The organism is Leclercia sp. GHBNCSD (genome assembly GCF_055805075.1).
In genome coordinates this window covers 3,276,060-3,298,584 of the sequence record NZ_JBQVYO010000001.1, presented here as the reverse complement: position 1 = coordinate 3,298,584, position 22,525 = coordinate 3,276,060, and the positions used below count along the sequence as shown (strand labels likewise).

Genomic DNA, 22,525 nt, shown 5'->3' with positions numbered 1-22,525 from the left:
CTGTCATTCGCTGAGCGGTTGCGGTTTGCCGATCAGATATCCCTGTAAATAGTCCACTCCCGAGGCGAGCAACTTTTCCCGCTGCGCTTCCGTTTCGACAAACTCCGCCACCACGCACAGCGACCGGGTCTTTGCCAGGTTACAGATGGATTTCACAATCATCGCATCCATGCTGTCGCTGCAAATATCCTTCACAAAGCAGCCGTCGATCTTGATGATATCCGCCTGCAGGCGCTTGAGTCGTTCGTAATTGGCGTACCCGGTACCGAAGTCGTCGATAGCAATTTTAAAGCCGTACTGACGCAGCTGCTGAATGTTAGCGATACTCACTTCCGAATTGGAGAACGCCTGCTCTTCGGTCACCTCAATAATAACCGTCTGCGGCTTCACGCTGTAGCGTTCAAACAGTGCAATGATCTCTGACGCAACCTCTTTTTGCATCAGCGTCAACGGCATCAGATTCACCGAGAAACGCGCGCAGCACCCCTGTGCAGGATGATCCTGCAGCCATACCAGCAGTGCTTCAACCACGCTGATATCGAAGCGTCGGCTCAGGTTAAATTGCGCCACCAGGGGCAGAAATCTGTCGGGCGTAAGGAGTTCGCCCTCGCTCTCCAGTCGCGAGAGGATTTCATGGTAGCCCACGCCATCGGCTCTCTGAATGGGTTGTGCATACAGACGCAGCCCCCCCTCATCCAGAGCGCGTTTGATCCGGCTCAGCATCAGCACACGCTCCGTCGTCTGGCCCGAAACCGTCTCAAAGCTGTTATTCAACGACAGAACCTGATTCGCCGAGCAGGCCTTTTCTGCCAGCCAGCTTAGCTGGCCCAGCGTGTGGTACAGGCTCTCACCCCCGTTAGATTCCACACCGCCCCAGGCGCCGCCAAACTCAATATCCATGCCGATATTGTTCCAGTAAATTTTGCGGCTGTTGAGATAATCAGTAATGTGCTGCAGGCGCGCTCCGGTTTCCGGGCCGCTAAGCACCACCACCAGCTCATTACCCGGGATTTGAAAAACCTGTTCGTTGACCATCAGCAACGGCTGCAGCTGGCGAATAATGTCCCGTTTACACTGCACGCGCATCATCAGGCCGTAATGACGGCTCAGAAACTCCAGGTTGTCCATGCGTAAACAGCACAGGGTGATATCCCTGTTGCCCTTCATAAAGCATTCCAGCGCGCGCAGATTACGCAGCCCGGTTAATGGATCGACCAGCGCCCTCTCCTGCCAGCCACGTTTGAGCCATTGACTGCGCTGAAAAATGCGGGACATATAAGCCAGACAAATTGCGAAGGAGATCAGCACCGACAGCACAAACGCCAGTGAATAACCGTTCTGTACGCCCTGTAGAAAATTGCTGTTGTAGGTAAGCAGCAGCAAAGCGCTTAGCGCCCAGCCCAACGCGATGAAAGGATAGCGAAATCGACTGACCCCTAAGGTGAATAAAATGAATATGACGGGAACCAGGTAGCCTGCAATGATATCGGAGGTAAAAGGTACACAGAGCAGCAAAAGGAAAGCAACAAGCGTGAGAAGTAATGCGGATGTAAATAACCTGTTGCGAAATGAAAATGAATTATGAATATTGCGCCGCCAGAAAGCGCGCGCATAATGGGGATTGATAATCATCCTTAAGGGATAATAGAACAGCATGGTAAAAATCAGAACCGCACAAATCAGGCTTTGAATATCGACTATATGGTAAATAACCGAGCCGCGGTCGGAAAAATTCGCAAGGGTAATCGGAAAATCACATAAATAACCGGCCAGATACATTGAGAGTTTGGTGGCTAGCGGCAGGATAAATCCCAGCCAGAAAATGCGCGCGCCGATAAAGCGATTGGGTACGTGATAACGCCAGCGCGTTCCAAGTTGCCATCGCAGGATCCCACAGACCACCAGCGTACTAAATACCTGACAAAATAATAAGATAGCAACCTGCCCTGGCGTTAAATCTAAATTCCATTCGTTAATGATGGCAAAACTGATGATGATTGGAAGAATAGCCTGACGACCAAATAAGAGTATCATCGCCAGCATGACGCTCAGCGGCATCCATGCCAGATAAACTTCAAAACCATCAATAACAGACTTCGGTGAAATAAGGCGGGAGAAAGGAATGACAACCAGACATAACACCAGAGCGAGCGAGAAGCGCTTTACGTCAATAGTAAACTTAATCTTCATTAATTTTATTAAACAGTTTATCTGGCGTTATTAAATTCACAATAATAATAATTTCTTTATGCAGGTGATTCAACTTAAGGTCCAGGAAATAGCATTTCCTGCTCAGGAGTAAACCTGAATAAGATTTATTTACAGAATTATGAGGAGAGACAGGAAACGGTATCGCGGGCATAAAAAAACCCCCGCCGTCTGGCGAGGGTTAATATTTTGGTGGAGCTAAGCGGGATCGAACCGCTGACCTCTTGCATGCCATGCAAGCGCTCTCCCAGCTGAGCTATAGCCCCACAGTATTCTTTACGCACCAGACTCTGTTGGGTTCAGAGTTTGGTGGAGCTAAGCGGGATCGAACCGCTGACCTCTTGCATGCCATGCAAGCGCTCTCCCAGCTGAGCTATAGCCCCATCGCGTAAAGCGTGTCGTGTTGACGGGCGGCATCATATGAATTCCATTGCTGAGTGTCAACGGCAAATTCTCACACTGTGGTTCAATCGCTGAAAATTCATGCAAATGAATCACATTGCGAGAGTGCTCGCAGCCATGAGTTAATCTTGTCACGTTTTCCAGTAAAAGGGTGTTATAAAATGACTCACTAATTAACCACACTCTTACTCAGGAAATTGCATGATCAAGGAACGAATGACGCCAGAAGAGTTGGCCCGACTCACTGGCTATAGCCGACAGACCATCAATAAGTGGGTGCGGAAAGAGGGTTGGTCCACATCGCCAAAACCCGGCGTCCAGGGCGGTAAAGCACGTCTGGTCCATGTGAATGAGAAAGTTCGGGAGTTTATCCGCAACGCACGCAGAGCCCCGGATATGGCCGCATCGCCGGAGATCTACCCTGAGAACTCGCTACAGGCCCTGCTGATTACGCTGGCCAATGAAATGACACCCACAGAGCAGAAACAATTGACCTCTTTATTACTCCGGGAAGGGATTACCGGTTTGTTACAACGTTTAGGGATCCGCGATCAGAACTGATATGAAAAGATTACGTAGCAAAATGACCACCGAGGAGCTTGCGGAAACGCTGGGCGTCGCCAGGCAAACCGTCAACCGTTGGGTGCGCAATAATGGCTGGAAAACGGAAGGCATTAACGGCGTAAAAGGTGGGCGGGCGCGCCTGATTCATATAGATGCGCAGGTACGCGAGCACATCATGAACATCCCCGCCATTCGTAAACGGCAGGCCCTCTTTCAGTTGGCGGAGACCTCGGCCAGCTATGGTAATGGGCAACCCGTTGCCGTGCTGCGGCAGATTACGGATGCACTGGAGAAGATGACCCCACCTGAGCAGGAGCGGCTGGCCGTTTTGCTGGCGCGCGAGGGAATAGAGGGTTTTCTGGTGCGGCTGAACATTCATCAGTCAGCGCAATAAAAAACGGCAGGGAAACCTGCCGTTTTATTTTTTACGTTCTGGTTACTGCTGGCTTTCGCGTTCAGCAATAAACGCCAGCGCTCTGTTGATGCGCGCCACGCTACGGGTTTTGCCAATGGCGTGTACGGTAACGTCCAGTGCCGGAGACTGACCCGCACCGGTGACCGCCACACGCAGCGGCATACCCACTTTACCCATACCGACTTCCAGCTCATCCGCTGTCGCCTGAATGGCATGATGCACATTCTCAGCGCTCCAGTCGGTAATGGCTGCCAGCTTGTCGCGAACCACTTCCAGCGGCTGACGCGCAACCGGACGCAGGTGCTTCTTCGCCGCATCAGCATCAAACTCGTCATACTCCTCATAGAAGTAGCGGCAGTTTTCCGCGATCTCTTTCAGGGTCTTACAGCGTTCACCCAGCAGTTTGATCAAATCGGCAAGCTGTGGACCGTTGCGGGTATCAATATTTGCCTGCTCAATGTGCCACTGCAGCTGGGTCGCAACATACTCTGGCGGCAGGGTATTGATGTAGTGGTGGTTCAGCCACAGCAGTTTATCGGTATTGAACGCACTTGCAGACTTACCCACCGCACTCAGGGAGAAGAGCTGGATCATCTCTTCGCGACTAAAGATCTCCTGATCGCCATGGGACCAGCCCAGACGCACCAGGTAGTTCAGCAGCGCTTCCGGCAGGTAGCCGTCGTCACGGTACTGCATGACGCTGACTGCACCGTGGCGTTTAGACAGTTTTTTACCGTCGTCACCGTTGATCATAGAGACGTGGGCGTAAACCGGTACCGGCGCATTCAGCGCTTTAAGGATGTTGATCTGACGTGGGGTGTTGTTGATATGGTCTTCGCCACGCACCACGTGGGTGATCGCCATATCCCAGTCATCCACCACGACGCAGAAGTTATAGGTTGGTGAACCATCGGTACGGCGGATAATCAGATCGTCCAGCTCCTGGTTGCTGAATTCGATCGGGCCGCGGATCTGATCGTCAAAAATGACTGAACCTTCCTGCGGGTTAGCGAAACGCACTACGCACGGTTCATCCGCAGCGTGATGTGAATGGTCATGGCGGCAGCGACCGTCGTAACGTGGTTTTTCGTTATTCGCCATCTGCTCTTCACGCAGCGCTTCCAGGCGCTCTTTCGAGCAGTAGCACTTATATGCAGTGCCCGCTTCAAGCATGTCATCAATTACGGCGTTGTAGCGATCAAAACGTTTAGTCTGGAAATAGGGGCCTTCGTCCCAATCCAGATTGAGCCAGTTCATACCATCCATAATGGCTTCGATTGCTTCCGGCGTGGAGCGTTCGAGATCGGTATCTTCGATACGCAGCACAAACTCACCGCCCTGGTTGCGAGCAAACAGCCAGGAATAGAGAGCAGTACGCGCACCGCCGACGTGCAGGTAGCCTGTCGGGCTTGGCGCGAAGCGAGTTTTGATTTTCATGAAGTGGCCTTACAGTGATAAAGATGCCGACAACCGGCATATCCTGGAAACTAAAGTGGGCAATATTCTATCACTCCAGCCTGATTCCTCAATCTTGTTACTGTCAGATCGTTCTCTGTAGCCGTTTTTGTTTAGAAATCATGCACCACAGGCGGTTTTGCGATCGTTTTGTTTAATTTTACGACGAACGAACAAAATCTTTAGAAAAGGCGTTGACTCATTTTCAACTCTCCCTATAATGCGACTCCACACAGCGGGGGTGATTAGCTCAGCTGGGAGAGCACCTCCCTTACAAGGAGGGGGTCGGCGGTTCGAACCCGTCATCACCCACCAACTACTTTATGTAGTCTCCGCCGTGTAGCAAGAAATTGAGAAGTGGGTGATTAGCTCAGCTGGGAGAGCACCTCCCTTACAAGGAGGGGGTCGGCGGTTCGATCCCGTCATCACCCACCACTTTCTCGCCAGCTGGATTTCTTGCAGTAGTAAATGAAGTACCGAAGTGGGTGATTAGCTCAGCTGGGAGAGCACCTCCCTTACAAGGAGGGGGTCGGCGGTTCGATCCCGTCATCACCCACCACTTCGGGTCGTTAGCTCAGTTGGTAGAGCAGTTGACTTTTAATCAATTGGTCGCAGGTTCGAATCCTGCACGACCCACCAATGTAAAAAGGCGCCCTAAAGGCGCCTTTTTGCTATCTGCGATATTAACGATTCGAACCTGCGCAGGTTCGGGACGAACGCAGTGAGTCAACGGAGCCGCCTGCGGCGACGGCCCGAAGGGCGAGCGAAGCGAGTCATCCTGCACAACCCACCAATGTAAAAAGGCGCCCTAAAGGCGCCTTTTTACTATCTGCGATATTAATGCGCTTACTACCTCTTCAGGTAGCTATTCTCAAGCCCTTCAATTTTCTGCCGATATCTCTTTTTTAGGCAAGAGACTATCGTCATGACAACCATTCAGACATCCACCCCGTCCGTACAAACCCAAAGCAGCGGCAGCAGCAGTTCCGCCGGCAATGACCTTGCGTCGCAAATCAGCCGCCTCACCTCACAAATCACTAAACTGACCAAACAGCTGAAAGAGGTCGCCAACGGCAGCGGCTCGGCGGAAGAGAAAAAAAAGCAGCAGGAGCTGCTGCAGAACCAAATCAAAATGTTGCAGGCTCAGCTCCAGCAGTTGCAGCGCCGCCAGGCAGAAGAAGCTCTGCAGAAGCAGGATAAACAGCAGGCTAAAGTGGAAGGCGTTAACTCCCCTTCCGCTGAACACCAGATTGATATCTACGTTTAACGGTTTTCTGGGTTAAAAAGCGGATCGCGTATGCGGGCCTGCGTCAGCCGCTTCGCCTGCATGCGTACCACTTCCCACAATGCCTGGGCGGCCCCCGAAAGTGAGCGATTCTTTCGACGAACCAGCATCAGCTTCCGTTCGATGATTGGAGTGAAACGTTTTACCGTCAGTCGACTCCCCTGCGGCAACGGGAGCGCCAGCGCGGGCAGCACGCTAATTCCGATTCCGGCTTCCACCATTGGAAAGAGCGTGGCGGGATGACCAATCTCCTGCACAATCGTCGCCCTTACCTGCTGCTCTGCCAGAGCCGCATCAATGAGTGGCCGACTGCCAGAGGCGTAATCCTGTAACACCAGTTTGGCACCCTGAAGCGACTGCCATGTCACCTGCTCCAGAGCAGCAAGGGGATCGTCGTCCCGGCACAGCAATAAGAAAGGCTCAGAGAGCACCTCTTCACACTCCAGATCGCTAACCGGCCCCGGATCGATAACGATACCGAAATCCACCTCTCCCAGGCGGATGCTCTCCAGAACCCACTGCTGCGGCCGGTCATGGAGCACAAAATTGATATCCGGATACTGATGATTACTTTGCGCGATACAGTGTGGAATTAAATGCGCCGAAATGGTCTGGCTGGCGGCAACCCTTACTGTTCCGGAGAGCTGTTGCCCTACTCTGCCTGCATCCCGTAGCGTGCTGGTAAGTTCATCCAGCAATCTTTCCAGACGCGCGGCCAGCTGTTGCCCCGCCTCTGTTAACACCACCTCACGGGTGGTGCGGTCGATAAGCCGCACGCCGGTCTGTAACTCCAGCTCTTTCACGCTATGGCTCACCGCCGACTGGCTCAGGCCGATCATCGTCCCCGCGCGGCTGAAACTTTTCGCCTGCGCGACGGTAACAAATATACGAAGTTGCCGCAGAGAGTAATTCATCTGTTTTACTCATAAATTGATGCAATAAATCAATTTTATTTCTCAAACGGAGTTAAGCACAATAGCGTTATCTGTTTTCAGGAGTATTTATGAAACTTTTGCGCATTCTTGATCCGTTCACCCTTATTCTTATCGTCGTGGTTCTGCTCGCCTCCTTCTTCCCGGCTCGCGGCGGTTTTGTCCCCTTCTTTGAAGGCTTAACCACTGCCGCCATCGCCCTGCTGTTCTTTATGCATGGGGCAAAACTCTCCCGTGAAGCGATTATCGCGGGCGGCAGTCACTGGCGACTGCACCTGTGGGTAATGTGCAGCACCTTTGTTGTTTTCCCGGTCCTGGGCGTGCTGTTTGCCTGGTGGGCACCGGTCAACGTCGACCCGGCGCTCTATACCGGTTTCCTCTATCTCTGCATTTTGCCAGCTACGGTGCAGTCGGCCATCGCCTTTACCTCCATGGCGGGCGGCAACGTGGCGGCTGCGGTCTGTTCAGCCTCCGCCTCCAGCCTGTTGGGAATTTTCCTTTCGCCGCTGCTGGTGGGGCTGGTGATGAATATGCATGGCGCGGAGGGCAGTCTGGAGCAGGTGGGCAAAATCATGCTGCAGCTGCTGCTGCCGTTTGTGCTGGGACATCTTTCCCGCCCCTGGACCGGGGCATTTGTGGCGAAACATAAGAAGTGGATCGCCAAAACCGATCAGTCATCGATTTTGCTGGTGGTCTATTCTGCGTTCAGCGAAGCCGTGGTGCATGGCATCTGGCATAAGGTTGGAGTCGGATCGCTGCTGTTTATCGTGGTGGTCAGCCTGGTGCTACTGGCGATTATCATTGCCATCAACGTCTTTGCCGCTCGCCGCTTTGGGTTTAACAAAGCTGACGAAATCACCATTGTCTTCTGTGGCTCGAAAAAGAGCCTGGCTAACGGCATCCCGATGGCCAATATACTGTTTCCAGCCTCGGTGGTTGGGATGATGGTGCTGCCGCTGATGATCTTCCACCAGCTGCAGCTGATGATCTGTGCGGTGCTGGCGCGTCGCTACCGTCGCCAGACCGATGAGTTGCAGGCCCGGGAGCAGGCCCGCGCGGCAAAAGTTTAAGGACGTCTCAGGGGCTGAACCAGCTGGGTCAGCCCTTCGGTTTTAATCAGCAACGTTAAGGCCATCAGCTCACCCAGATGCCCGGCAGGAAATTCATCCTTACGGGCAAACCACAGCAAATACTCTTCCGGCAAGTCAATCAGCCGACGGCCTTTATACTTGCCGAACGGCATTTCGGTGTTGGCAATCTCAATAAGCTGCGCTTTATCCACGTTACTCTCCCAACAGACGTAGCATTTCGGCTTCGTCGATGACCGTAATGCCCAGCTCCTGCGCTTTGGCAAGTTTAGAGCCCGCCGCTTCACCGGCAATCACCAGGTCGGTTTTCTTCGACACGCTGCCGGCCACCTTCGCCCCCAGCGCCGTCAGACGCGCTTTAGCATCATCGCGTGAAAGCTGGCTCAGGCTGCCGGTCAGCACCACGGTTTTGCCGGCAAACGGGCTGTCGATCTCGTCGGCGTTGATCGCCACCGGCGCAGGCCAGCGAATCCCTTCGTTAAGCAGCTGGCCGATAACGTCGCGGTTGCTCTCTTCCGAGAAGAAGTTAAAGACGTGGGTAGCAACCACGATGCCAACGTCCGGCACCTTTTGCAGTTCGTCGATCGTCGCCTTTTCCAGCGCCTCCAGCGTACCGAAATAGCCCGCCAGCCCCGCCGCCGTCGCCTCGCCCACTTCACGGATCCCCAGTGCGTAGAGGAAACGGGCAAAGGTGGTCTCTTTGGCCTTTTCCAGCGCGTCGGCCACATTCTGGGCAGATTTAGGCCCCATGCGATCCAGCCCGGTCAGCTTACCGGGCGTCAGGCGGAACAGATCGGCTGGCGTATGGACATACTCTTTCTCTACCAGTTGGTCGATGATTTTGTCGCCCATACCGTCAACATCCATCGCCCGGCGGGAGACGAAATGTTTCAGGGACTCTTTGCGCTGGGCACCGCAGACTAAACCGCCGGTACAGCGGGCTACGGCCTCTCCTTCGACGCGCTCAACGTCGGACCCGCACACCGGACAGTGGGTCGGGAACTCAACGGGGCGCGTATAGTCAGGACGCTCTGATTCCACTACGTTCACCACCTGCGGGATCACATCCCCGGCACGGCGGATCACCACTTTATCGCCAATTCGCAGCCCCAGCCGGTCGATCTCATCGGCGTTGTGCAGGGTTGCATTGCTGACCAGTACCCCAGCCACCTGAACCGGCTCCAGACGCGCCACCGGCGTTATCGCCCCGGTACGGCCCACCTGGAACTCAACGTCGCGCACAAAGGTCATCTGCTCCTGCGCCGGGAACTTAAAGGCTACCGCCCAGCGCGGCGCACGGGCGACAAAGCCAAGCTGTTCCTGCAGCGCGAGAGAGTTGACTTTGATCACCACCCCGTCGATATCGAAGCCCAGCGTCGGACGATCGGCTTCAACCTGACGATAAAACGCCAGCACGGCCTCCGGCGAGTCGCACAGCTGCACCCGGTTGCTGACCGGCAGCCCCCAGGCTTTAAACTGCAGCAAACGGCCCAGATGGGTATCAGGCAGCTCGCCCCCTTCCAGGATGCCGACCCCATAGCAGAAGAACGTCAGCGGACGCTTCGCGGTAATGCGCGGGTCGAGCTGGCGCAGCGATCCGGCGGCGGCATTGCGGGGGTTGGCGAAGATTTTGCCGCCGGTACGACGCGCCTCTTCGTTAATTTTTTCAAATCCCGCCTGGGGCAGGAAAACTTCGCCGCGCACTTCGAGACGTGCCGGAATGTTCTCGCCATGTAATTTGAGCGGAATCGCGCGGATGGTACGCACATTGGCGGTAATGTCCTCGCCGGTGGTGCCATCGCCGCGGGTGGCCGCGCGGATCATCACCCCGTTTTCGTACAGAATGCTGACGGCCAGCCCATCCAGCTTCAGCTCGCAGCACCAGCTCAGGGCATCGGTATGTTTCAGGCGATCCTGGACGCGTTTGTTGAAGGCGAGGAAGCTCTCTTCATCAAAGACGTTATCCAGCGACAGCATCGGCACTTCATGACGTACCTGGCTGAAAAAGGCCAGCGGTGCCGCCCCGACGCGCTGAGTTGGCGAGTCCGGTGTGATTAACTCGGGGTGCTGCGCTTCAAGCTCGCGCAGCTCACGCATCAGACGGTCATACTCCGCGTCCGGCACTTCCGGCGCATCCATCACATGATAGAGATATTCATGGTGGCGAAGCGTGGTTCGCAGTTCGGTGAGTTGTTGTTCGATTGAGTCCATGTCGCACCATTAATGAGAAAAACCCCCGACAGGCGGGGGTTGAGGAGGTGTGAAACAAACGCGAATGTTTACGCGTTAGCTTCTTTCACTTCGCGGATGCGGTCCTGATATTCGCGCAGTTTCTGCGGCGTCATCATTCGACGCTGATCGTCGAGCACCATACCGCCGACTTCATCGGCAATATGCTGAGCGGACTGCAGCATCAGCTTAAAGTTTTGCAGTTCATCGCCATACGAAGGCACCTGCATAAAGATGGTAATGCCCGGCGTCGTGAAATCACCGGTCATCTCCGGATCGAAGGTTCCCGGATTAACCATATTCGCCAGGCTGAACAGCGAAGGGCCGCTGCCGTCAGGGCTGAGGTGGCGATGGAAGATATTCATATCGCCAAATTTAAAGCCCGCCTGATGAATGCTGTTAAGCAGCACGTCGCCATTCAGGGTGGTGCCCTGGTGAGCCGCAACGCTCATGACAATCACCGTCTCTTTACGCTGTGGTTTTTCAGCCACTGGCGCGGCCTCGACAACCGGCTCCGGCTCTGAAACCGGTGCTGGCGCAGGGGCGGGTTGCGGCGCTGGTGCAACAGGCTGTGACGCCTGCTGTACGACAGGTTGTGGCTGCGGCTGTGGTTCAGGCTGAGCGGCATATTGCGGCTGCTGACGCACAGGTTCATGCTGCTGCGGCACGGGCTGCTGTCGCACAGGTTCATGCTGCTGCGGCTGCGGCTGCGGCTGGCGTACCGGTTCGGCCACGGGCTGCGGCGCAGCGGGACGTGGCTGTGCAGAGGCGTAAGGCGGCTGGTACTGATGCTGCGGAGGCTGACGAGGCGCTTCATGCTCCCCATGGCCTGCGCCGGGCGCAGTATTGGCCCGATGAACGCGTACTTCACCCACACCCTCATCTTCCATGTCGTCGATATCCTCATCGCTATCGTCGTCACGGGTAGACTTCATGCGCTTCAGTGGGCGATCGCGAAACATAGAAGAGCGCTCTTTACGGCTGGTCCAGAACCCATGGACCAGTAAAGCGATTATGGCGATCGCGCCAACAATGATTAATATCAGACGCAAATCCTGCATCATTATATTCTCTGTTGTTCTAACACCTTGCCACCACGGCAAACATTTACTCACTAAGAGTATTTGCCGATTACGTCAAGTGCAAGTGCGTGCAGAGCATTCGCAGCATAAAGATGAGTTAAATCGTGCTTTTTGCTGTTTTTTCGAACATTTCCGAACTGGTCAACGTGCCGCAACTGGCTAATATAGGCAGGCAATTTCACTGGTTGTGATAAAAGGAGCTCAACCTGGTTATGGTTTCATCGACATCTTCCCCTTCACGCAGCGGCGTCTGGTACTTTTCGCAGGGCTGGAAACTGGTTTCCCTGCCCGGCATCAGACGCTTTGTGATCCTGCCTCTGCTGATCAACGTTCTGCTGATGGGGGGCGCCTTCTGGTGGCTGTTTACCCGTCTGGACAGCTGGATCCCGGCGCTCATGAGCCATGTCCCCGACTGGCTGCAATGGCTGAGCTATCTACTATGGCCGATTGCGATCGTTTCGGTGCTGCTGGTGTTTGGCTACTTTTTCTCGACGCTCGCCAACTGGATCGCCGCGCCCTTTAACGGTCTGCTCGCCGAACAGCTGGAAGCGCGGTTGACGGGCGCCACGCCGCCGGACACCGGCGTGCTGGGGATCATGAAAGATCTGCCGCGCATTATGAAACGCGAATGGCAAAAGCTGGCATGGTATCTGCCCCGCGCCATCGTGCTGCTGCTCCTCTATTTTATTCCCGGCATCGGACAGACCGTAGCGCCGGTACTCTGGTTCCTGTTCAGTGCGTGGATGCTGGCCATCCAGTATTGCGACTATCCCTTTGATAACCATAAGGTGCCCTTCAAAGAGATGCGCACCGCCCTGCGCAGCCGTAAGATGGCCAATATGCAGTTTGGCGCGCTGACCAGCCTGTTCACCATGATTCCGTTCCTTAACCTTTTCATCATGCCGGTAGCGGTGTGCGGCGCGACGGCGATGTGGGTGGATTGTTATCGCGACAAACACGCTTTGTGGAAATAAGTTAAAAAGAGGGGTGGCTTATGCCGCCCCTTATTCCATACTGATCCCCATTATTTCTATGCAGCATATAGATATGCGATTTCCTTACTTCCCCCTACCTATGCAACAGGTATGCTGGGACGGTATCCCAATTTCAAACAGTTAAGGACAGGCCATGAGTAAGATTTTTGAAGATAACTCGCTGACTATCGGTCACACGCCCCTGGTTCGACTGAACCGTATCGGTAATGGACGCATCCTGGCGAAGGTAGAATCTCGTAACCCAAGCTTCAGCGTAAAATGCCGTATCGGTGCCAACATGATTTGGGATGCGGAAAAGCGTGGCGTACTGAAACCGGGCGTTGAGCTGGTTGAACCAACCAGCGGTAACACCGGTATCGCGCTGGCCTACGTTGCCGCCGCGCGCGGTTATAAGCTGACGCTGACCATGCCAGAAACCATGAGTATTGAGCGTCGTAAACTGCTGAAGGCCCTGGGCGCAAATCTGGTCTTAACCGAAGGCGCAAAAGGCATGAAAGGCGCTATTCAGAAAGCAGAAGAAATTGTGGCCAGCGATCCGGCTAAATACCTGCTGCTGCAGCAGTTCAGCAACCCGGCTAACCCGGAAATCCACGAGAAGACCACCGGTCCGGAGATCTGGGAAGATACCGACGGTCAGGTTGATGTCTTTATCTCTGGTGTGGGTACCGGCGGTACGCTGACGGGCGTGAGCCGTTATATTAAAGGTACAAAAGGTAAAAAAGACCTTATTACCGTTGCCGTTGAGCCAACCGACTCTCCAGTCATTGCCCAGGCGCTGGCCGGAGAAGAACTGAAGCCGGGCCCGCATAAGATTCAGGGTATCGGCGCGGGCTTTATTCCGGGCAACCTGGATCTGAAACTGATTGATAAAGTTGTGGCTATCACCAACGATGAAGCCATTTCTACCGCGCGCCGCCTGATGGAAGAAGAGGGTATTCTGGCGGGTATCTCCTCCGGTGCTGCCGTAGCCGCCGCGTTGAAATTACTCGAGGATGAAACCTTTACCAATAAGAACATCGTGGTTATTCTTCCATCGTCGGGTGAGCGTTATTTAAGTACTGCCCTGTTTGCCGATCTCTTCACTGAAAAAGAACTGCAACAGTAGTGCCAGAATGTAAATATCGCGTAAAAAAGCACCCAACTGGGTGCTTTTTTGTGGCCTGCTTCAAACTTTTATCTCTTCCGGCATTGCTCAACCCCGTTGGCTCTGGTATTTAAGCTGACAATTATTTTGAAGCACGAAATTAATCGATCCAGGAATTCGCGCTGCTGAATCGATTTTATGATTTGGTTCAAGTCTTGCTTTCGCGGCATAATGTTTAATGTCGAGCGAGACGTCAGCAGCCTGACATGCCAGTGCCGGAATACGTTTGACACATTTGTGCCTCGTGCCGTTAAGCCGGTGCTAACAATACAGGCTAAAGTCCTGCCGCCAGGCTAGACTTTAGTTCCACAACACTAAACCAATAAGTTGGGGAAATACAATGTTCCAGCAAGAAGTTACCATTACCGCTCCGAACGGTCTGCACACCCGCCCTGCTGCTCAGTTTGTTAAAGAAGCAAAAGGCTTCACTTCTGAGATCACTGTGACTTCCAACGGCAAAAGCGCAAGCGCAAAAAGCCTGTTCAAACTGCAGACTCTGGGTCTGACTCAGGGCACCGTTGTGACCATCTCCGCGGAAGGCGAAGACGAGCAGAAAGCAGTTGAGCATCTGGTTAAACTGATGGCTGAGCTCGAGTAAGTATCCGGGTTCTTTTAAATATCAGTCACAAGTAAGGTAGGGTTATGATTTCAGGCATTTTAGCATCCCCGGGTATCGCTTTCGGCAAAGCACTTCTGTTGAAAGAAGACGAGATCGTCATCGACCGGAAAAAAATTTCTGCTGATAAGGTAAATCAGGAAGTTGAACGTTTTCTGAGTGGCCGTGCAAAAGCATCTGCGCAACTGGAAGCGATCAAAACTAAAGCTGGCGAAACTTTCGGTGAAGAAAAAGAAGCCATCTTCGAAGGGCACATTATGTTGCTCGAAGATGAGGAGCTTGAGCAGGAAATCATAGCCCTGATTAAAGATAAAGGCATGACAGCGGATGCCGCTGCGCATGAAGTTATCGAAGGTCAGGCATCTGCCCTGGAAGAGCTGGACGATGAATACCTGAAAGAACGCGCGGCTGACGTGCGTGATATCGGTAAGCGCCTGCTGCGCAACATCCTTGGCCTTGCCATTATCGATCTGAGCGCGATTCAGGATGAAGTCATCCTGGTTGCTGCCGACCTGACCCCGTCAGAAACCGCACAGCTGAACCTGAACAAGGTGCTGGGTTTCATCACCGACGCGGGTGGCCGTACCTCCCACACCTCTATCATGGCGCGTTCTCTGGAGCTGCCAGCCATCGTGGGTACCGGTAGCGTGACCGCACAGGTGAAAAACGACGATTATCTGATTCTGGATGCCGTAAACAACGTGGTTTACGTCAACCCAACTAACGAAGAGATCGAAAAACTGCGTACCGTTCAGGAGCAGGTTGCGACTGAAAAAGCGGAACTCGCTAAGCTGAAAGATCTGCCAGCTATTACGCTGGATGGTCATCAGGTAGAAGTGTGCGCAAACATCGGTACCGTACGCGACGTCGATGGCGCTGAGCGCAACGGCGCGGAAGGTGTCGGTCTCTATCGTACTGAATTCCTGTTCATGGACCGTGACGCCCTGCCAACCGAAGAAGAGCAGTTCGCTGCCTATAAAGCGGTTGCTGAAGCCTGTGGCTCCCAGGCCGTTATCGTCCGTACTATGGACATCGGCGGCGACAAAGAGCTGCCGTACATGAACTTCCCGAAAGAAGAGAACCCGTTCCTGGGCTGGCGTGCCGTGCGTATCGCAATGGATCGTAAAGAGATCCTGCGCGACCAGGTCCGCGCTATCCTGCGCGCCTCCGCTTTCGGTAAACTGCGCATCATGTTCCCGATGATCATCTCTGTTGAAGAGGTGCGTTCACTGAAGAAAGAGATCGAAATCTTCAAACAGGAACTGCGCGACGAAGGTAAAGCATTCGACGAAGCTATCGAAGTTGGCGTGATGGTAGAAACCCCTGCTGCCGCGACGATTGCCCGTCATTTAGCCAAAGAAGTGGACTTCTTTAGTATTGGTACCAACGATTTAACCCAGTACACCCTGGCAGTTGACCGTGGTAATGATATGATTTCACATCTTTACCAGCCAATGTCCCCGTCCGTACTGAACTTGATCAAGCAAGTTATTGATGCTTCTCATGCAGAAGGTAAGTGGACAGGCATGTGTGGTGAGCTTGCAGGCGATGAACGTGCTACACTTCTGTTGCTGGGTATGGGTCTGGACGAATTCTCTATGAGCGCCATTTCCATCCCGCGTATCAAGAAGATTATCCGTAACACGAACTTCGAAGATGCGAAGGTGTTAGCAGAGCAGGCTCTTGCTCAACCGACAACGGACGAGTTAATGACGCTGGTTAACAAGTTCATTGAAGAAAAAACAATCTGCTAATCCACGAGATGCGGCCCAAATTACTGCTTAGGAGAGAAGTCTAATGGGTTTATTTAGTAAACTATTCGGTGACAAAGGCAATAACGACACCGGAACTATTGAGATTGTTGCTCCGCTGTCTGGTGAGATCGTCAACATCGAAGACGTGCCAGATGTCGTATTTGCTGAGAAAATCGTTGGTGATGGCATTGCTATCAAACCAACCGGTAACAAAATGGTTGCACCGGTTGACGGCACGATTGGTAAGATTTTTGAAACCAACCATGCATTCTCTATCGAATCCGATAGCGGTATTGAGCTGTTCGTTCACTTCGGTATCGACACTGTTGAACTGAAAGGCGAAGGCTTCAAGCGTATCGCTGAAGAAGGCCAGCGCGTTAAAGTTGGCGATCCGGTGATTGAATTCGATCTGCCACTGCTGGAAGAGAAAGCCAAGTCTACCCTGACGCCGGTTGTTATCTCCAACATGGACGAAATCAAAGAGTTGATTAAACTGTCCGGCAGCGTCACCGTGGGTGAAACCCCGGTTATCCGCATCAAAAAGTAATTTTTGCCGCACAGAAAAATGGCGCCTTCGGGCGCCATTTTTGTTTGTCAGAGAGGTAAAACCAGCTCGTCGTACCCTTTTTCCTGAGTATACTGCATGACCTGCGTCACCCTCTCCCCTGCACGGCTTATCGCCGCCGCCACGCTCTCATTCTGCACCAGCGCGCTGACAAGCTCTGAACAGAAGAGATCGCCAGTACCTTTAAGATCGACGTTGACGCGGGGATGGGTACTGATTGTCACCTCGTCATGGGATACCAACACTACATGAATAGCGTCAGCGTCACCAGCCACGGGGGCGCTGGTAATCGCTACCCACTGCAGCGTATCAGAAAGTAGCCCTTTTGCCGCGGCAATGGCGCTGGCGTTATCCCGACACGATTTGCCACTGAGCACTTCCAGCTCGTAGACATTGGGCGTAATCCCCTGCGCCAGCGGCAGCAGATGCTGACGGTAGGCTTCCGGGATTTCGGGTTTAACGTAGGTTCCGCTGTCGGTGTCGCCAATGACCGGGTCCACCAGGATAAAGAGATCCGGATGCTGTGCCTTAATCGTGCGCAGCCAGTTCGCCAGCAGGATAATCTGGCTGGCGCTGCCCATGTAGCCGGTGGTGACCGCTTTCAGCTCCCGCAAAATGTCCCGCTCTTCCAGCGCCTGCAGGTAGCCGCTGAACCACTCGTCGGGGATCACCCCACCGTAAAAGGTGTCGTAGTGGGGGGTATTACTGAACAGCACGGTTGGTATCGCCGTCACGTTGAGGCGATGCTGGCGAATATTAGGCACCGCAATGCTGTTACCCACGCTGCCGTACACCACCTGCGACTGAACCGCCACAATATCGCTCTGCTGCGCCCGGGTTTTATCCCGGAATAAAATCATCTCCATCGCCTTTAGATCCCTGCCCCTTGCGTATAGCTCTCCTCACCAAACACGCCGGTAGAGAGATAGCGATCGCCGCGATCGCAGACGATCGCCACCACCACCGCGCCCGGCACCGCCTGTGCAATGCGCAGGGCGCCCGCTACCGCGCCGCCTGAACTGACGCCGCAGAAAACACCTTCGCGTACGGCCAGTTCACGCATGGTATTTTCCGCCTCGCGCTGGTGAATATCCAGCACCTGGTCCACAAGCTGAGCATTAAAAATGCCCGGCATGTACTCCGCAGGCCAGCGGCGAATACCCGGGATGCTGCTCCCCTCTTCCGGCTGCAGGCCAACAATGGTGACCGCTTTTTCCTGCTCACGCAGAAAACGGGAGACGCCGGTGATGGTGCCCGTGGTTCCCATGCTGGAGACAAAATGGGTGATGCGGCCTTCGGTCTGCTGCCAGATCTCCGGGCCGGTGGTGGTGTAATGGGCATAGGGGTTATCGGGGTTGTTGAATTGATCCAGCAGCTTACCTTCGCCCCGGTTCGCCATCTCAAGAGCCAGATCGCGAGCCCCCTCCATACCCTGCTCTTTACTGACCAGAATTAACTCGGCACCATAGGCCCGCATCGCGGCACGGCGCTCCTGGCTCATGTTGTCCGGCATCAGCAGCTTCATGCGATAGCCTTTGAGGGCGGCGATCATGGCCAGCGCAATGCCGGTGTTCCCGCTGGTCGCCTCGATCAGCACATCGCCGGGCTTGATTTCACCGCGCTTTTCCGCCTGGACAATCATCGACAGCGCGGCACGATCCTTCACCGAACCCGCCGGGTTGTTGCCTTCCAGTTTGATCCAGATTTCGCTGCCGTTATCCGGCCCCATCCGTTGCAGCTTGATCAGAGGGGTGTTGCCGATGGTTTGTTCTAATGTGTTCATGACCGCTGTCCAATAAAAAGCCCGGTGGCGCTGACGCTTACCGGGCCTACACAGAGCATATCGTAGGCCGGGTAAGCGCAGCGCCACCCGGCAAAACTACGTGGCGTTAACCTATCAGGCAGATTCCGCCAGAGCAAGATCTCCCCGCGTCTCGATGCGATCCTTATCATGGTAAATGCGCGCATGTTGCAGGCCGACAAACAGGCGTTCACCGCGGTGCGGCGGCTCCTCGTCGCGCATCACCACCGTCAGCGGTTCGTTGTACCAGCCCAGCGGCTGGACGACCAGTTGGGTGTAATGACCTTTCGGGCTGGCTTCCAGCACCTGGACCGGCAGCGGCGAGTCGAGACTGGTGCGACGGCTGACATCCACTTCCCACGGACGCAGGAAGAGATCGACCGGCCCCTGATAGCCAGGGGTGTAACCCAGCGGCCAGCGGTGGGCCCCGACATGGAACTGGCCGCCGCGGATATTGCCGTGCAGTCGGTTCACTTCACCCATAAACTCCAGCACGAAGCGGGTCGCCGGTTCACGCCAGAGCTGCTCAGGCTCATCAACCTGTTCGATATTCCCCTGGCTCATTACCACCACCCGGTCGGCCACTTCCATCGCCTCTTCCTGATCGTGGGTCACGAAGACGCTGGTGAATTTCAGCTCCTCATGCAGCTGACGCAGCCAGCGGCGAAGCTCTTTACGCACCTGCGCATCCAGCGCGCCAAAGGGTTCGTCCAGCAGCAGGATTTGCGGCTCAACGGCGAGGGCGCGCGCTAAGGCCACACGCTGTTTCTGGCCGCCGGAGAGCTGCGCCGGATAACGATCAGCCAGGTGAGCCAGCTGCACCATCTCCAGCAGTTTGGTAACTTTCGCCTTGATGGTGGCGGCGTCCGGACGTTCACGACGCGGCAGCACCGTCAGGCCAAAGGCGATGTTATCGAACACCGTCATGTGGCGGAACAGGGCGTAATGCTGGAACACAAAGCCCACTTTACGGTCGCGGGCATGCAGGCGGCTCACGTCAGTGCCGTGGAAGCGGATGTGCCCGCTGGTCTGATGCTCGAGACCGGCGATGATACGCAGCAGCGTGGTTTTACCGGAGCCAGACGGCCCCAGCAGCGCCACCATTTGTCCGGAAGGGATATCCAGCGAGATATCATTCAGCACCTGGGTGCGACCAAAAGACTTCTTAATATTGGCAATCTCAATGCTCATGATTTCCCTCCTGATGCTGACGTTTTTCCTGATTCTCTAAACGCCACTGCACCACACTCTTCAAAAACAGGGTCAAAATAGCCATCAGCGTCAGCAACGCTGCGGCGGTAAAGGAGCCGATGGTGTTGTAGTCCTGCTGCAGCAGTTCAATCTGTAACGGCAGCGACAGGGTTTCACCGCGAATGGAGCCGGATACAACAGAAACGGCCCCGAACTCGCCAATTGCACGGGCGTTCGTCAACACTACGCCATAGAGCAGCGCCCAGCGGATATTCGGCAGGGTGACGCGGCGGAACATCTGCCAGCCGGATGCGCCCAGCAGCACCGCCGCTTCGTCTTCGTTGCTGCCCTGGCTTAACATCACCGGCACCAGCTCACGTACCACAAACGGACAGGTGACAAATATCGTAACCAGCACCATGCCCGGCCAGGCGAACATGATCTGCAGGTTATGCTCATCCAGCCAGCCGCCCAGCGGGCCGTTGGAGCCGTAGAAGAGCAGATAGACCAGACCGGCCACCACCGGTGAAACCGCAAATGGAATGTCCAGCAGGGTCAGCAGCAGCTGGCGGCCCGGGAAGTTAAAGCGGGTGACCAGCCAGGCCAGCAGAACACCGAACACCAGGTTCACCGGCACGGTGATAAGCGCAATCATTACCGTCAGCCAGATGGCATGCAGCATGTCCGGGTCGGCCAGATTGTGCAGCGCGGGCATAATCCCTTTACTGAACGCCTGGACAAAGATATAGACCATCGGCACGACCAGAATGAAGGCCGATACCATCACGCCGGTGCCAATCAGCACCCATTTTCCCCAGTTGATACGGGGAGCGTCGTAGCGTTTCAATTGAGTGATTTCCGCCATCAGTGACCTACCACGCGTCGACCAAAGCGACTTTGCAGAGTGTTAATCGAGAACAGCAGCAGCAGCGATGCCGCCAGGATCACCGAGGCAATGGCGCTCGCCGCCGGGTAATCAAACTCCTGCAGGCGAACAAAAATCATCAGCGAGGTCACTTCGGTTTTCCACGCGATGTTACCGGCGATAAAAATCACCGCGCCAAACTCACCGAGGCTGCGGGTGAACGACAGCGCCACGCCCGCCAGCAGGGCCGGAGAAAGCTCAGGCAGTACCACCTTGCGGAAGCTCTGCCAGCGCGTTGCGCCCAGCGTTTCTGCCGCCTCTTCATATTCCGGGCCTAACTCTTCCAGCACCGGCTGCACGGTTCGCACCACAAACGGGATGCTGGTAAAGGCCATCGCCACCGCAATGCCGAGCCAGGTATAGGTCACTTTGATATCAAACTTCGCCAGCCACTCGCCGTAAAAACCGTTGACGGAAAACAGCGAGGCCAGGGTCAGGCCCGCCACCGCGGTGGGCAGCGCGAAGGGTAAATCCATCAGAGCATCCAGCAGCGTGCGGCCCGGAAAACGGTAGCGAGTTAAGATCCACGCCATCAGCAGGCCGAACACGCCGTTAAACAGGGAGGCAACAAACGCCGACAGCAGCGTCACTTTATAGGCCTCCACCACCTGCGGATTGCTGATCACCTCCCAGTACTGGGACCAGCTCATCTCAGAGAGCTGGACCACCAGCGCGCTGAGCGGTAATAACAAAATGAGACAGACGAACAGCAGGCTGGTCCCGAGGCTTAAGGTAAAGCCCGGCAGCACACGTCTGGAGGAAACTGCAAACATTACTTACGCCCCGCCGCCAACAGTTTGTCTAACTCACCGCCGCTGGCGAAATGGGTCTTCATCACCTCAGGCCAGGCACCAAAGTGCTCTTCCACGCGGAACAGCTCGGTCTGCGGGAATTTGTCTTTCAGCTTGTTCATCACGTCCGGGTTATTCACGCGATAGTAGTAATCGGTGATCACCGTCTGCGCCTGCGGGCTGTAGAGATAGTTGAGATAGGCTTTTGCCGCCTTCTCCGTGCCGTTGGCTTCGATATTTTTATCCACCCACGCTACCGGGAACTCCGCCAGAACGTTGGTTTTCGGGATAACCACTTCAAAGCCCTGGGCTTCGTACTGCTTACGGATGTTGTTCACTTCCGATTCAAAGCTGATCAGCACATCGCCCAGACCGCGTTCCGCGAAGGTGGTGGTGGCACCGCGACCGCCGGTATCAAACACTTCAACGTTTTTCAGGAACTGGGTCATGAACTGTTCAGTTTTGGCTTTATCGTTGCCGTCCGCTTTGTCTGCGGCGCCCCAGGCGGCCAGGTAAGTGTAACGGGCGTTGCCGGAGGTTTTCGGGTTCGGGAAGATCAGCTTCACGTCAGAACGCACCAGGTCGTTCCAGTCGTGGATGTTCTTTGGGTTGCCCTTACGTACCAGGAAGCCCATGGTTGAGTAGAACGGCGAGCTGTTGTTTGGCAGACGGCTCTGCCAGTTGGCCGGGATCAGCTTGCCTTTATCGTGCAGGATCTGCACATCAGTGACCTGGTTATAGGTGACCACATCGGCCTTCAGCCCCTGCAGAATGGCCAGCGCCTGTTTCGACGAGCCGGCATGAGACTGCTTAATGGTCAGCTTATCGCCGTTATTCTCTTTCGCCCACTGCTGTTCGAAGGGCGGGTTCAGGGCGGCAAACAGCTCGCGCGAGACATCATAGGAGCTGTTCAGCAGCTCGGTTGCCTGCGCCTGCGCGACCAGCAACACTGAAGCTGCCAGCACCAGAGATCCTTTTTTCAGTACAGTAATGGCCATTGCGCACCCTTAAGATGTGATGTTTTTCTCAGGGTCATGATATTTATAACGCGTACTAAAGGAGTAACGGTTTTATATACCGTTT

21 protein-coding genes, 6 tRNA genes and 1 other RNA gene are annotated in these 22,525 nt (G+C 54.7%); 14 read left to right on the top strand and 14 right to left on the bottom strand.

Going from position 1 to position 22,525, the window contains the following annotated elements:
• Positions 1-3: 3 nt before the first annotated feature.
• From ACT3IC_RS15855 to ACT3IC_RS15845, 3 genes are all read right to left on the bottom strand, one after another.
• Entirely contained in the window at positions 4-2,190 is a 2,187-nt protein-coding gene (locus ACT3IC_RS15855) for an EAL domain-containing protein (RefSeq protein WP_473478117.1), read from the bottom strand.
• A 208-nt stretch (positions 2,191-2,398) separates the two neighbouring features.
• Positions 2,399-2,474 (bottom strand) — tRNA-Ala (locus ACT3IC_RS15850).
• A gap of 41 nt (positions 2,475-2,515) precedes the next feature.
• A tRNA-Ala gene (locus ACT3IC_RS15845) sits at positions 2,516-2,591 on the bottom strand.
• A 220-nt stretch (positions 2,592-2,811) separates the two neighbouring features.
• Here ACT3IC_RS15845 and ACT3IC_RS15840 point away from each other — a divergent pair.
• Together ACT3IC_RS15840 and ACT3IC_RS15835 are read left to right on the top strand one after the other, a co-directional pair.
• The gene (locus ACT3IC_RS15840) at positions 2,812-3,171 is read left to right on the top strand and encodes a YfeC-like transcriptional regulator (RefSeq protein ID WP_473478114.1); all 360 of its coding nucleotides are present in this window, start codon (positions 2,812-2,814) and stop codon (positions 3,169-3,171) included.
• A gap of 1 nt (position 3,172) precedes the next feature.
• Complete coding sequence (locus ACT3IC_RS15835) at positions 3,173-3,568, top strand: YfeC-like transcriptional regulator (protein ID WP_103180628.1); 396 nt, start codon at positions 3,173-3,175, stop codon at positions 3,566-3,568.
• Between the two features lie 42 nt (positions 3,569-3,610).
• Here ACT3IC_RS15835 and gltX read toward each other — a convergent pair whose 3' ends face one another.
• Positions 3,611-5,026 carry a glutamate--tRNA ligase gene (gltX, locus tag ACT3IC_RS15830; protein ID WP_103180630.1) on the bottom strand — a complete coding sequence of 472 codons (1,416 nt, stop codon included), beginning with the start codon at positions 5,024-5,026 and terminating at the stop codon, positions 3,611-3,613.
• A 257-nt stretch (positions 5,027-5,283) separates the two neighbouring features.
• On the opposite strand from gltX, the gene ACT3IC_RS15825 reads away from it, so the two are divergent.
• From ACT3IC_RS15825 to ACT3IC_RS15800, 6 genes are all read left to right on the top strand, one after another.
• Positions 5,284-5,359, top strand: a tRNA-Val gene (locus ACT3IC_RS15825).
• A gap of 44 nt (positions 5,360-5,403) precedes the next feature.
• Positions 5,404-5,479: transfer RNA gene (locus tag ACT3IC_RS15820), tRNA-Val, on the top strand.
• A gap of 48 nt (positions 5,480-5,527) precedes the next feature.
• Positions 5,528-5,603, top strand: a tRNA-Val gene (locus tag ACT3IC_RS15815).
• A 4-nt stretch (positions 5,604-5,607) separates the two neighbouring features.
• A tRNA-Lys gene (locus ACT3IC_RS15810) sits at positions 5,608-5,683 on the top strand.
• Positions 5,684-5,712: 29 nt separating this feature from the next.
• Positions 5,713-5,837: non-coding RNA, RtT sRNA (locus ACT3IC_RS15805), on the top strand.
• A gap of 132 nt (positions 5,838-5,969) precedes the next feature.
• A complete protein-coding gene (locus tag ACT3IC_RS15800; RefSeq protein ID WP_159340074.1) occupies positions 5,970-6,311 on the top strand; it encodes a FlxA-like family protein in 342 nt (113 codons plus the stop codon).
• Here the strand turns inward: ACT3IC_RS15800 and ACT3IC_RS15795 are convergent.
• Complete coding sequence (locus ACT3IC_RS15795; protein ID WP_159340073.1) at positions 6,308-7,243, bottom strand: LysR family transcriptional regulator; 936 nt, start codon at positions 7,241-7,243, stop codon at positions 6,308-6,310. The genes ACT3IC_RS15800 and ACT3IC_RS15795 overlap by 4 nt on opposite strands.
• Positions 7,244-7,332: 89 nt before the next feature.
• Between ACT3IC_RS15795 and ACT3IC_RS15790 the strand changes: the two genes are divergently transcribed.
• Positions 7,333-8,331: a bile acid:sodium symporter family protein gene (locus ACT3IC_RS15790; protein ID WP_103180634.1), complete on the top strand. Its 999-nt coding sequence runs from the start codon at positions 7,333-7,335 to the stop codon at positions 8,329-8,331.
• Here the strand turns inward: ACT3IC_RS15790 and ACT3IC_RS15785 are convergent.
• From ACT3IC_RS15785 to zipA, 3 genes are all read right to left on the bottom strand, one after another.
• Complete coding sequence (locus ACT3IC_RS15785) at positions 8,328-8,543, bottom strand: DUF3820 family protein (protein WP_103180635.1); 216 nt, start codon at positions 8,541-8,543, stop codon at positions 8,328-8,330. The genes ACT3IC_RS15790 and ACT3IC_RS15785 overlap by 4 nt on opposite strands.
• Before the next feature lies 1 nt (position 8,544).
• The gene (ligA, locus tag ACT3IC_RS15780; protein ID WP_159340072.1) at positions 8,545-10,560 is read right to left on the bottom strand and encodes an NAD-dependent DNA ligase LigA; all 2,016 of its coding nucleotides are present in this window, start codon (positions 10,558-10,560) and stop codon (positions 8,545-8,547) included.
• A 68-nt stretch (positions 10,561-10,628) separates the two neighbouring features.
• Positions 10,629-11,642 (bottom strand): cell division protein ZipA, encoded by a 1,014-nt coding sequence (gene zipA, locus ACT3IC_RS15775; RefSeq protein WP_263950357.1) that lies wholly within the window; start codon positions 11,640-11,642, stop codon positions 10,629-10,631.
• Positions 11,643-11,872: 230 nt separating this feature from the next.
• Between zipA and cysZ the strand changes: the two genes are divergently transcribed.
• The 5 genes from cysZ to crr all read left to right on the top strand — a co-directional run bounded on the left by cysZ (position 11,873) and on the right by crr (position 16,716).
• Positions 11,873-12,634 (top strand): sulfate transporter CysZ, encoded by a 762-nt coding sequence (gene cysZ / locus ACT3IC_RS15770; protein WP_103180640.1) that lies wholly within the window; start codon positions 11,873-11,875, stop codon positions 12,632-12,634.
• Positions 12,635-12,788: 154 nt separating this feature from the next.
• Positions 12,789-13,760 carry a cysteine synthase A gene (gene cysK, locus ACT3IC_RS15765; RefSeq protein WP_039029656.1) on the top strand — a complete coding sequence of 324 codons (972 nt, stop codon included), beginning with the start codon at positions 12,789-12,791 and terminating at the stop codon, positions 13,758-13,760.
• 379 nt (positions 13,761-14,139) lie between these two features.
• Entirely contained in the window at positions 14,140-14,397 is a 258-nt protein-coding gene (gene ptsH / locus ACT3IC_RS15760; protein ID WP_000487600.1) for a phosphocarrier protein Hpr, read from the top strand.
• Between the two features lie 44 nt (positions 14,398-14,441).
• Complete coding sequence (gene ptsI, locus ACT3IC_RS15755) at positions 14,442-16,169, top strand: phosphoenolpyruvate-protein phosphotransferase PtsI (protein ID WP_103824678.1); 1,728 nt, start codon at positions 14,442-14,444, stop codon at positions 16,167-16,169.
• Between the two features lie 43 nt (positions 16,170-16,212).
• Positions 16,213-16,716 carry a PTS glucose transporter subunit IIA gene (gene crr, locus ACT3IC_RS15750; RefSeq protein ID WP_039029658.1) on the top strand — a complete coding sequence of 168 codons (504 nt, stop codon included), beginning with the start codon at positions 16,213-16,215 and terminating at the stop codon, positions 16,714-16,716.
• 47 nt (positions 16,717-16,763) lie between these two features.
• Here crr and pdxK read toward each other — a convergent pair whose 3' ends face one another.
• From pdxK to ACT3IC_RS15720, 6 genes are all read right to left on the bottom strand, one after another.
• The gene (gene pdxK / locus ACT3IC_RS15745) at positions 16,764-17,600 is read right to left on the bottom strand and encodes a pyridoxine/pyridoxal/pyridoxamine kinase (RefSeq protein WP_103180643.1); all 837 of its coding nucleotides are present in this window, start codon (positions 17,598-17,600) and stop codon (positions 16,764-16,766) included.
• Positions 17,601-17,605: 5 nt separating this feature from the next.
• Positions 17,606-18,517: a cysteine synthase CysM gene (gene cysM, locus ACT3IC_RS15740; protein WP_159340071.1), complete on the bottom strand. Its 912-nt coding sequence runs from the start codon at positions 18,515-18,517 to the stop codon at positions 17,606-17,608.
• Between the two features lie 114 nt (positions 18,518-18,631).
• A complete protein-coding gene (gene cysA, locus ACT3IC_RS15735; protein ID WP_103180647.1) occupies positions 18,632-19,726 on the bottom strand; it encodes a sulfate/thiosulfate ABC transporter ATP-binding protein CysA in 1,095 nt (364 codons plus the stop codon).
• The gene (gene cysW / locus ACT3IC_RS15730; protein ID WP_473478093.1) at positions 19,716-20,591 is read right to left on the bottom strand and encodes a sulfate/thiosulfate ABC transporter permease CysW; all 876 of its coding nucleotides are present in this window, start codon (positions 20,589-20,591) and stop codon (positions 19,716-19,718) included. Before cysW ends, cysA begins: the two co-directional genes overlap by 11 nt.
• Positions 20,591-21,424, bottom strand: coding sequence for a sulfate/thiosulfate ABC transporter permease CysT (gene cysT / locus ACT3IC_RS15725; protein ID WP_159340070.1), 834 nt, complete (start codon positions 21,422-21,424; stop codon positions 20,591-20,593). Before cysT ends, cysW begins: the two co-directional genes overlap by 1 nt.
• Positions 21,424-22,440 (bottom strand): sulfate ABC transporter substrate-binding protein, encoded by a 1,017-nt coding sequence (locus ACT3IC_RS15720; RefSeq protein WP_103180653.1) that lies wholly within the window; start codon positions 22,438-22,440, stop codon positions 21,424-21,426. Before ACT3IC_RS15720 ends, cysT begins: the two co-directional genes overlap by 1 nt.
• Between the last annotated feature and the right edge of the window lie 85 nt (positions 22,441-22,525).

Coding starts and splice junctions, on each gene's coding strand:
- ACT3IC_RS15855 (WP_473478117.1), bottom strand. CDS start 2,190: ATGAAGATTAAGTTTACTATTGACGTAAAGCGCTTCTCGCTCGCTCTG.
- ACT3IC_RS15840 (WP_473478114.1), top strand. CDS start 2,812: ATGATCAAGGAACGAATGACGCCAGAAGAGTTGGCCCGACTCACTGGC.
- ACT3IC_RS15835 (WP_103180628.1), top strand. CDS start 3,173: ATGAAAAGATTACGTAGCAAAATGACCACCGAGGAGCTTGCGGAAACG.
- gltX (WP_103180630.1), bottom strand. CDS start 5,026: ATGAAAATCAAAACTCGCTTCGCGCCAAGCCCGACAGGCTACCTGCAC.
- ACT3IC_RS15800 (WP_159340074.1), top strand. CDS start 5,970: ATGACAACCATTCAGACATCCACCCCGTCCGTACAAACCCAAAGCAGC.
- ACT3IC_RS15795 (WP_159340073.1), bottom strand. CDS start 7,243: ATGAATTACTCTCTGCGGCAACTTCGTATATTTGTTACCGTCGCGCAG.
- ACT3IC_RS15790 (WP_103180634.1), top strand. CDS start 7,333: ATGAAACTTTTGCGCATTCTTGATCCGTTCACCCTTATTCTTATCGTC.
- ligA (WP_159340072.1), bottom strand. CDS start 10,560: ATGGACTCAATCGAACAACAACTCACCGAACTGCGAACCACGCTTCGC.
- zipA (WP_263950357.1), bottom strand. CDS start 11,642: ATGATGCAGGATTTGCGTCTGATATTAATCATTGTTGGCGCGATCGCC.
- cysZ (WP_103180640.1), top strand. CDS start 11,873: ATGGTTTCATCGACATCTTCCCCTTCACGCAGCGGCGTCTGGTACTTT.
- cysK (WP_039029656.1), top strand. CDS start 12,789: ATGAGTAAGATTTTTGAAGATAACTCGCTGACTATCGGTCACACGCCC.
- ptsH (WP_000487600.1), top strand. CDS start 14,140: ATGTTCCAGCAAGAAGTTACCATTACCGCTCCGAACGGTCTGCACACC.
- ptsI (WP_103824678.1), top strand. CDS start 14,442: ATGATTTCAGGCATTTTAGCATCCCCGGGTATCGCTTTCGGCAAAGCA.
- crr (WP_039029658.1), top strand. CDS start 16,213: ATGGGTTTATTTAGTAAACTATTCGGTGACAAAGGCAATAACGACACC.
- pdxK (WP_103180643.1), bottom strand. CDS start 17,600: ATGGAGATGATTTTATTCCGGGATAAAACCCGGGCGCAGCAGAGCGAT.
- cysM (WP_159340071.1), bottom strand. CDS start 18,517: ATGAACACATTAGAACAAACCATCGGCAACACCCCTCTGATCAAGCTG.
- cysA (WP_103180647.1), bottom strand. CDS start 19,726: ATGAGCATTGAGATTGCCAATATTAAGAAGTCTTTTGGTCGCACCCAG.
- cysW (WP_473478093.1), bottom strand. CDS start 20,591: ATGGCGGAAATCACTCAATTGAAACGCTACGACGCTCCCCGTATCAAC.
- cysT (WP_159340070.1), bottom strand. CDS start 21,424: ATGTTTGCAGTTTCCTCCAGACGTGTGCTGCCGGGCTTTACCTTAAGC.
- ACT3IC_RS15720 (WP_103180653.1), bottom strand. CDS start 22,440: ATGGCCATTACTGTACTGAAAAAAGGATCTCTGGTGCTGGCAGCTTCA.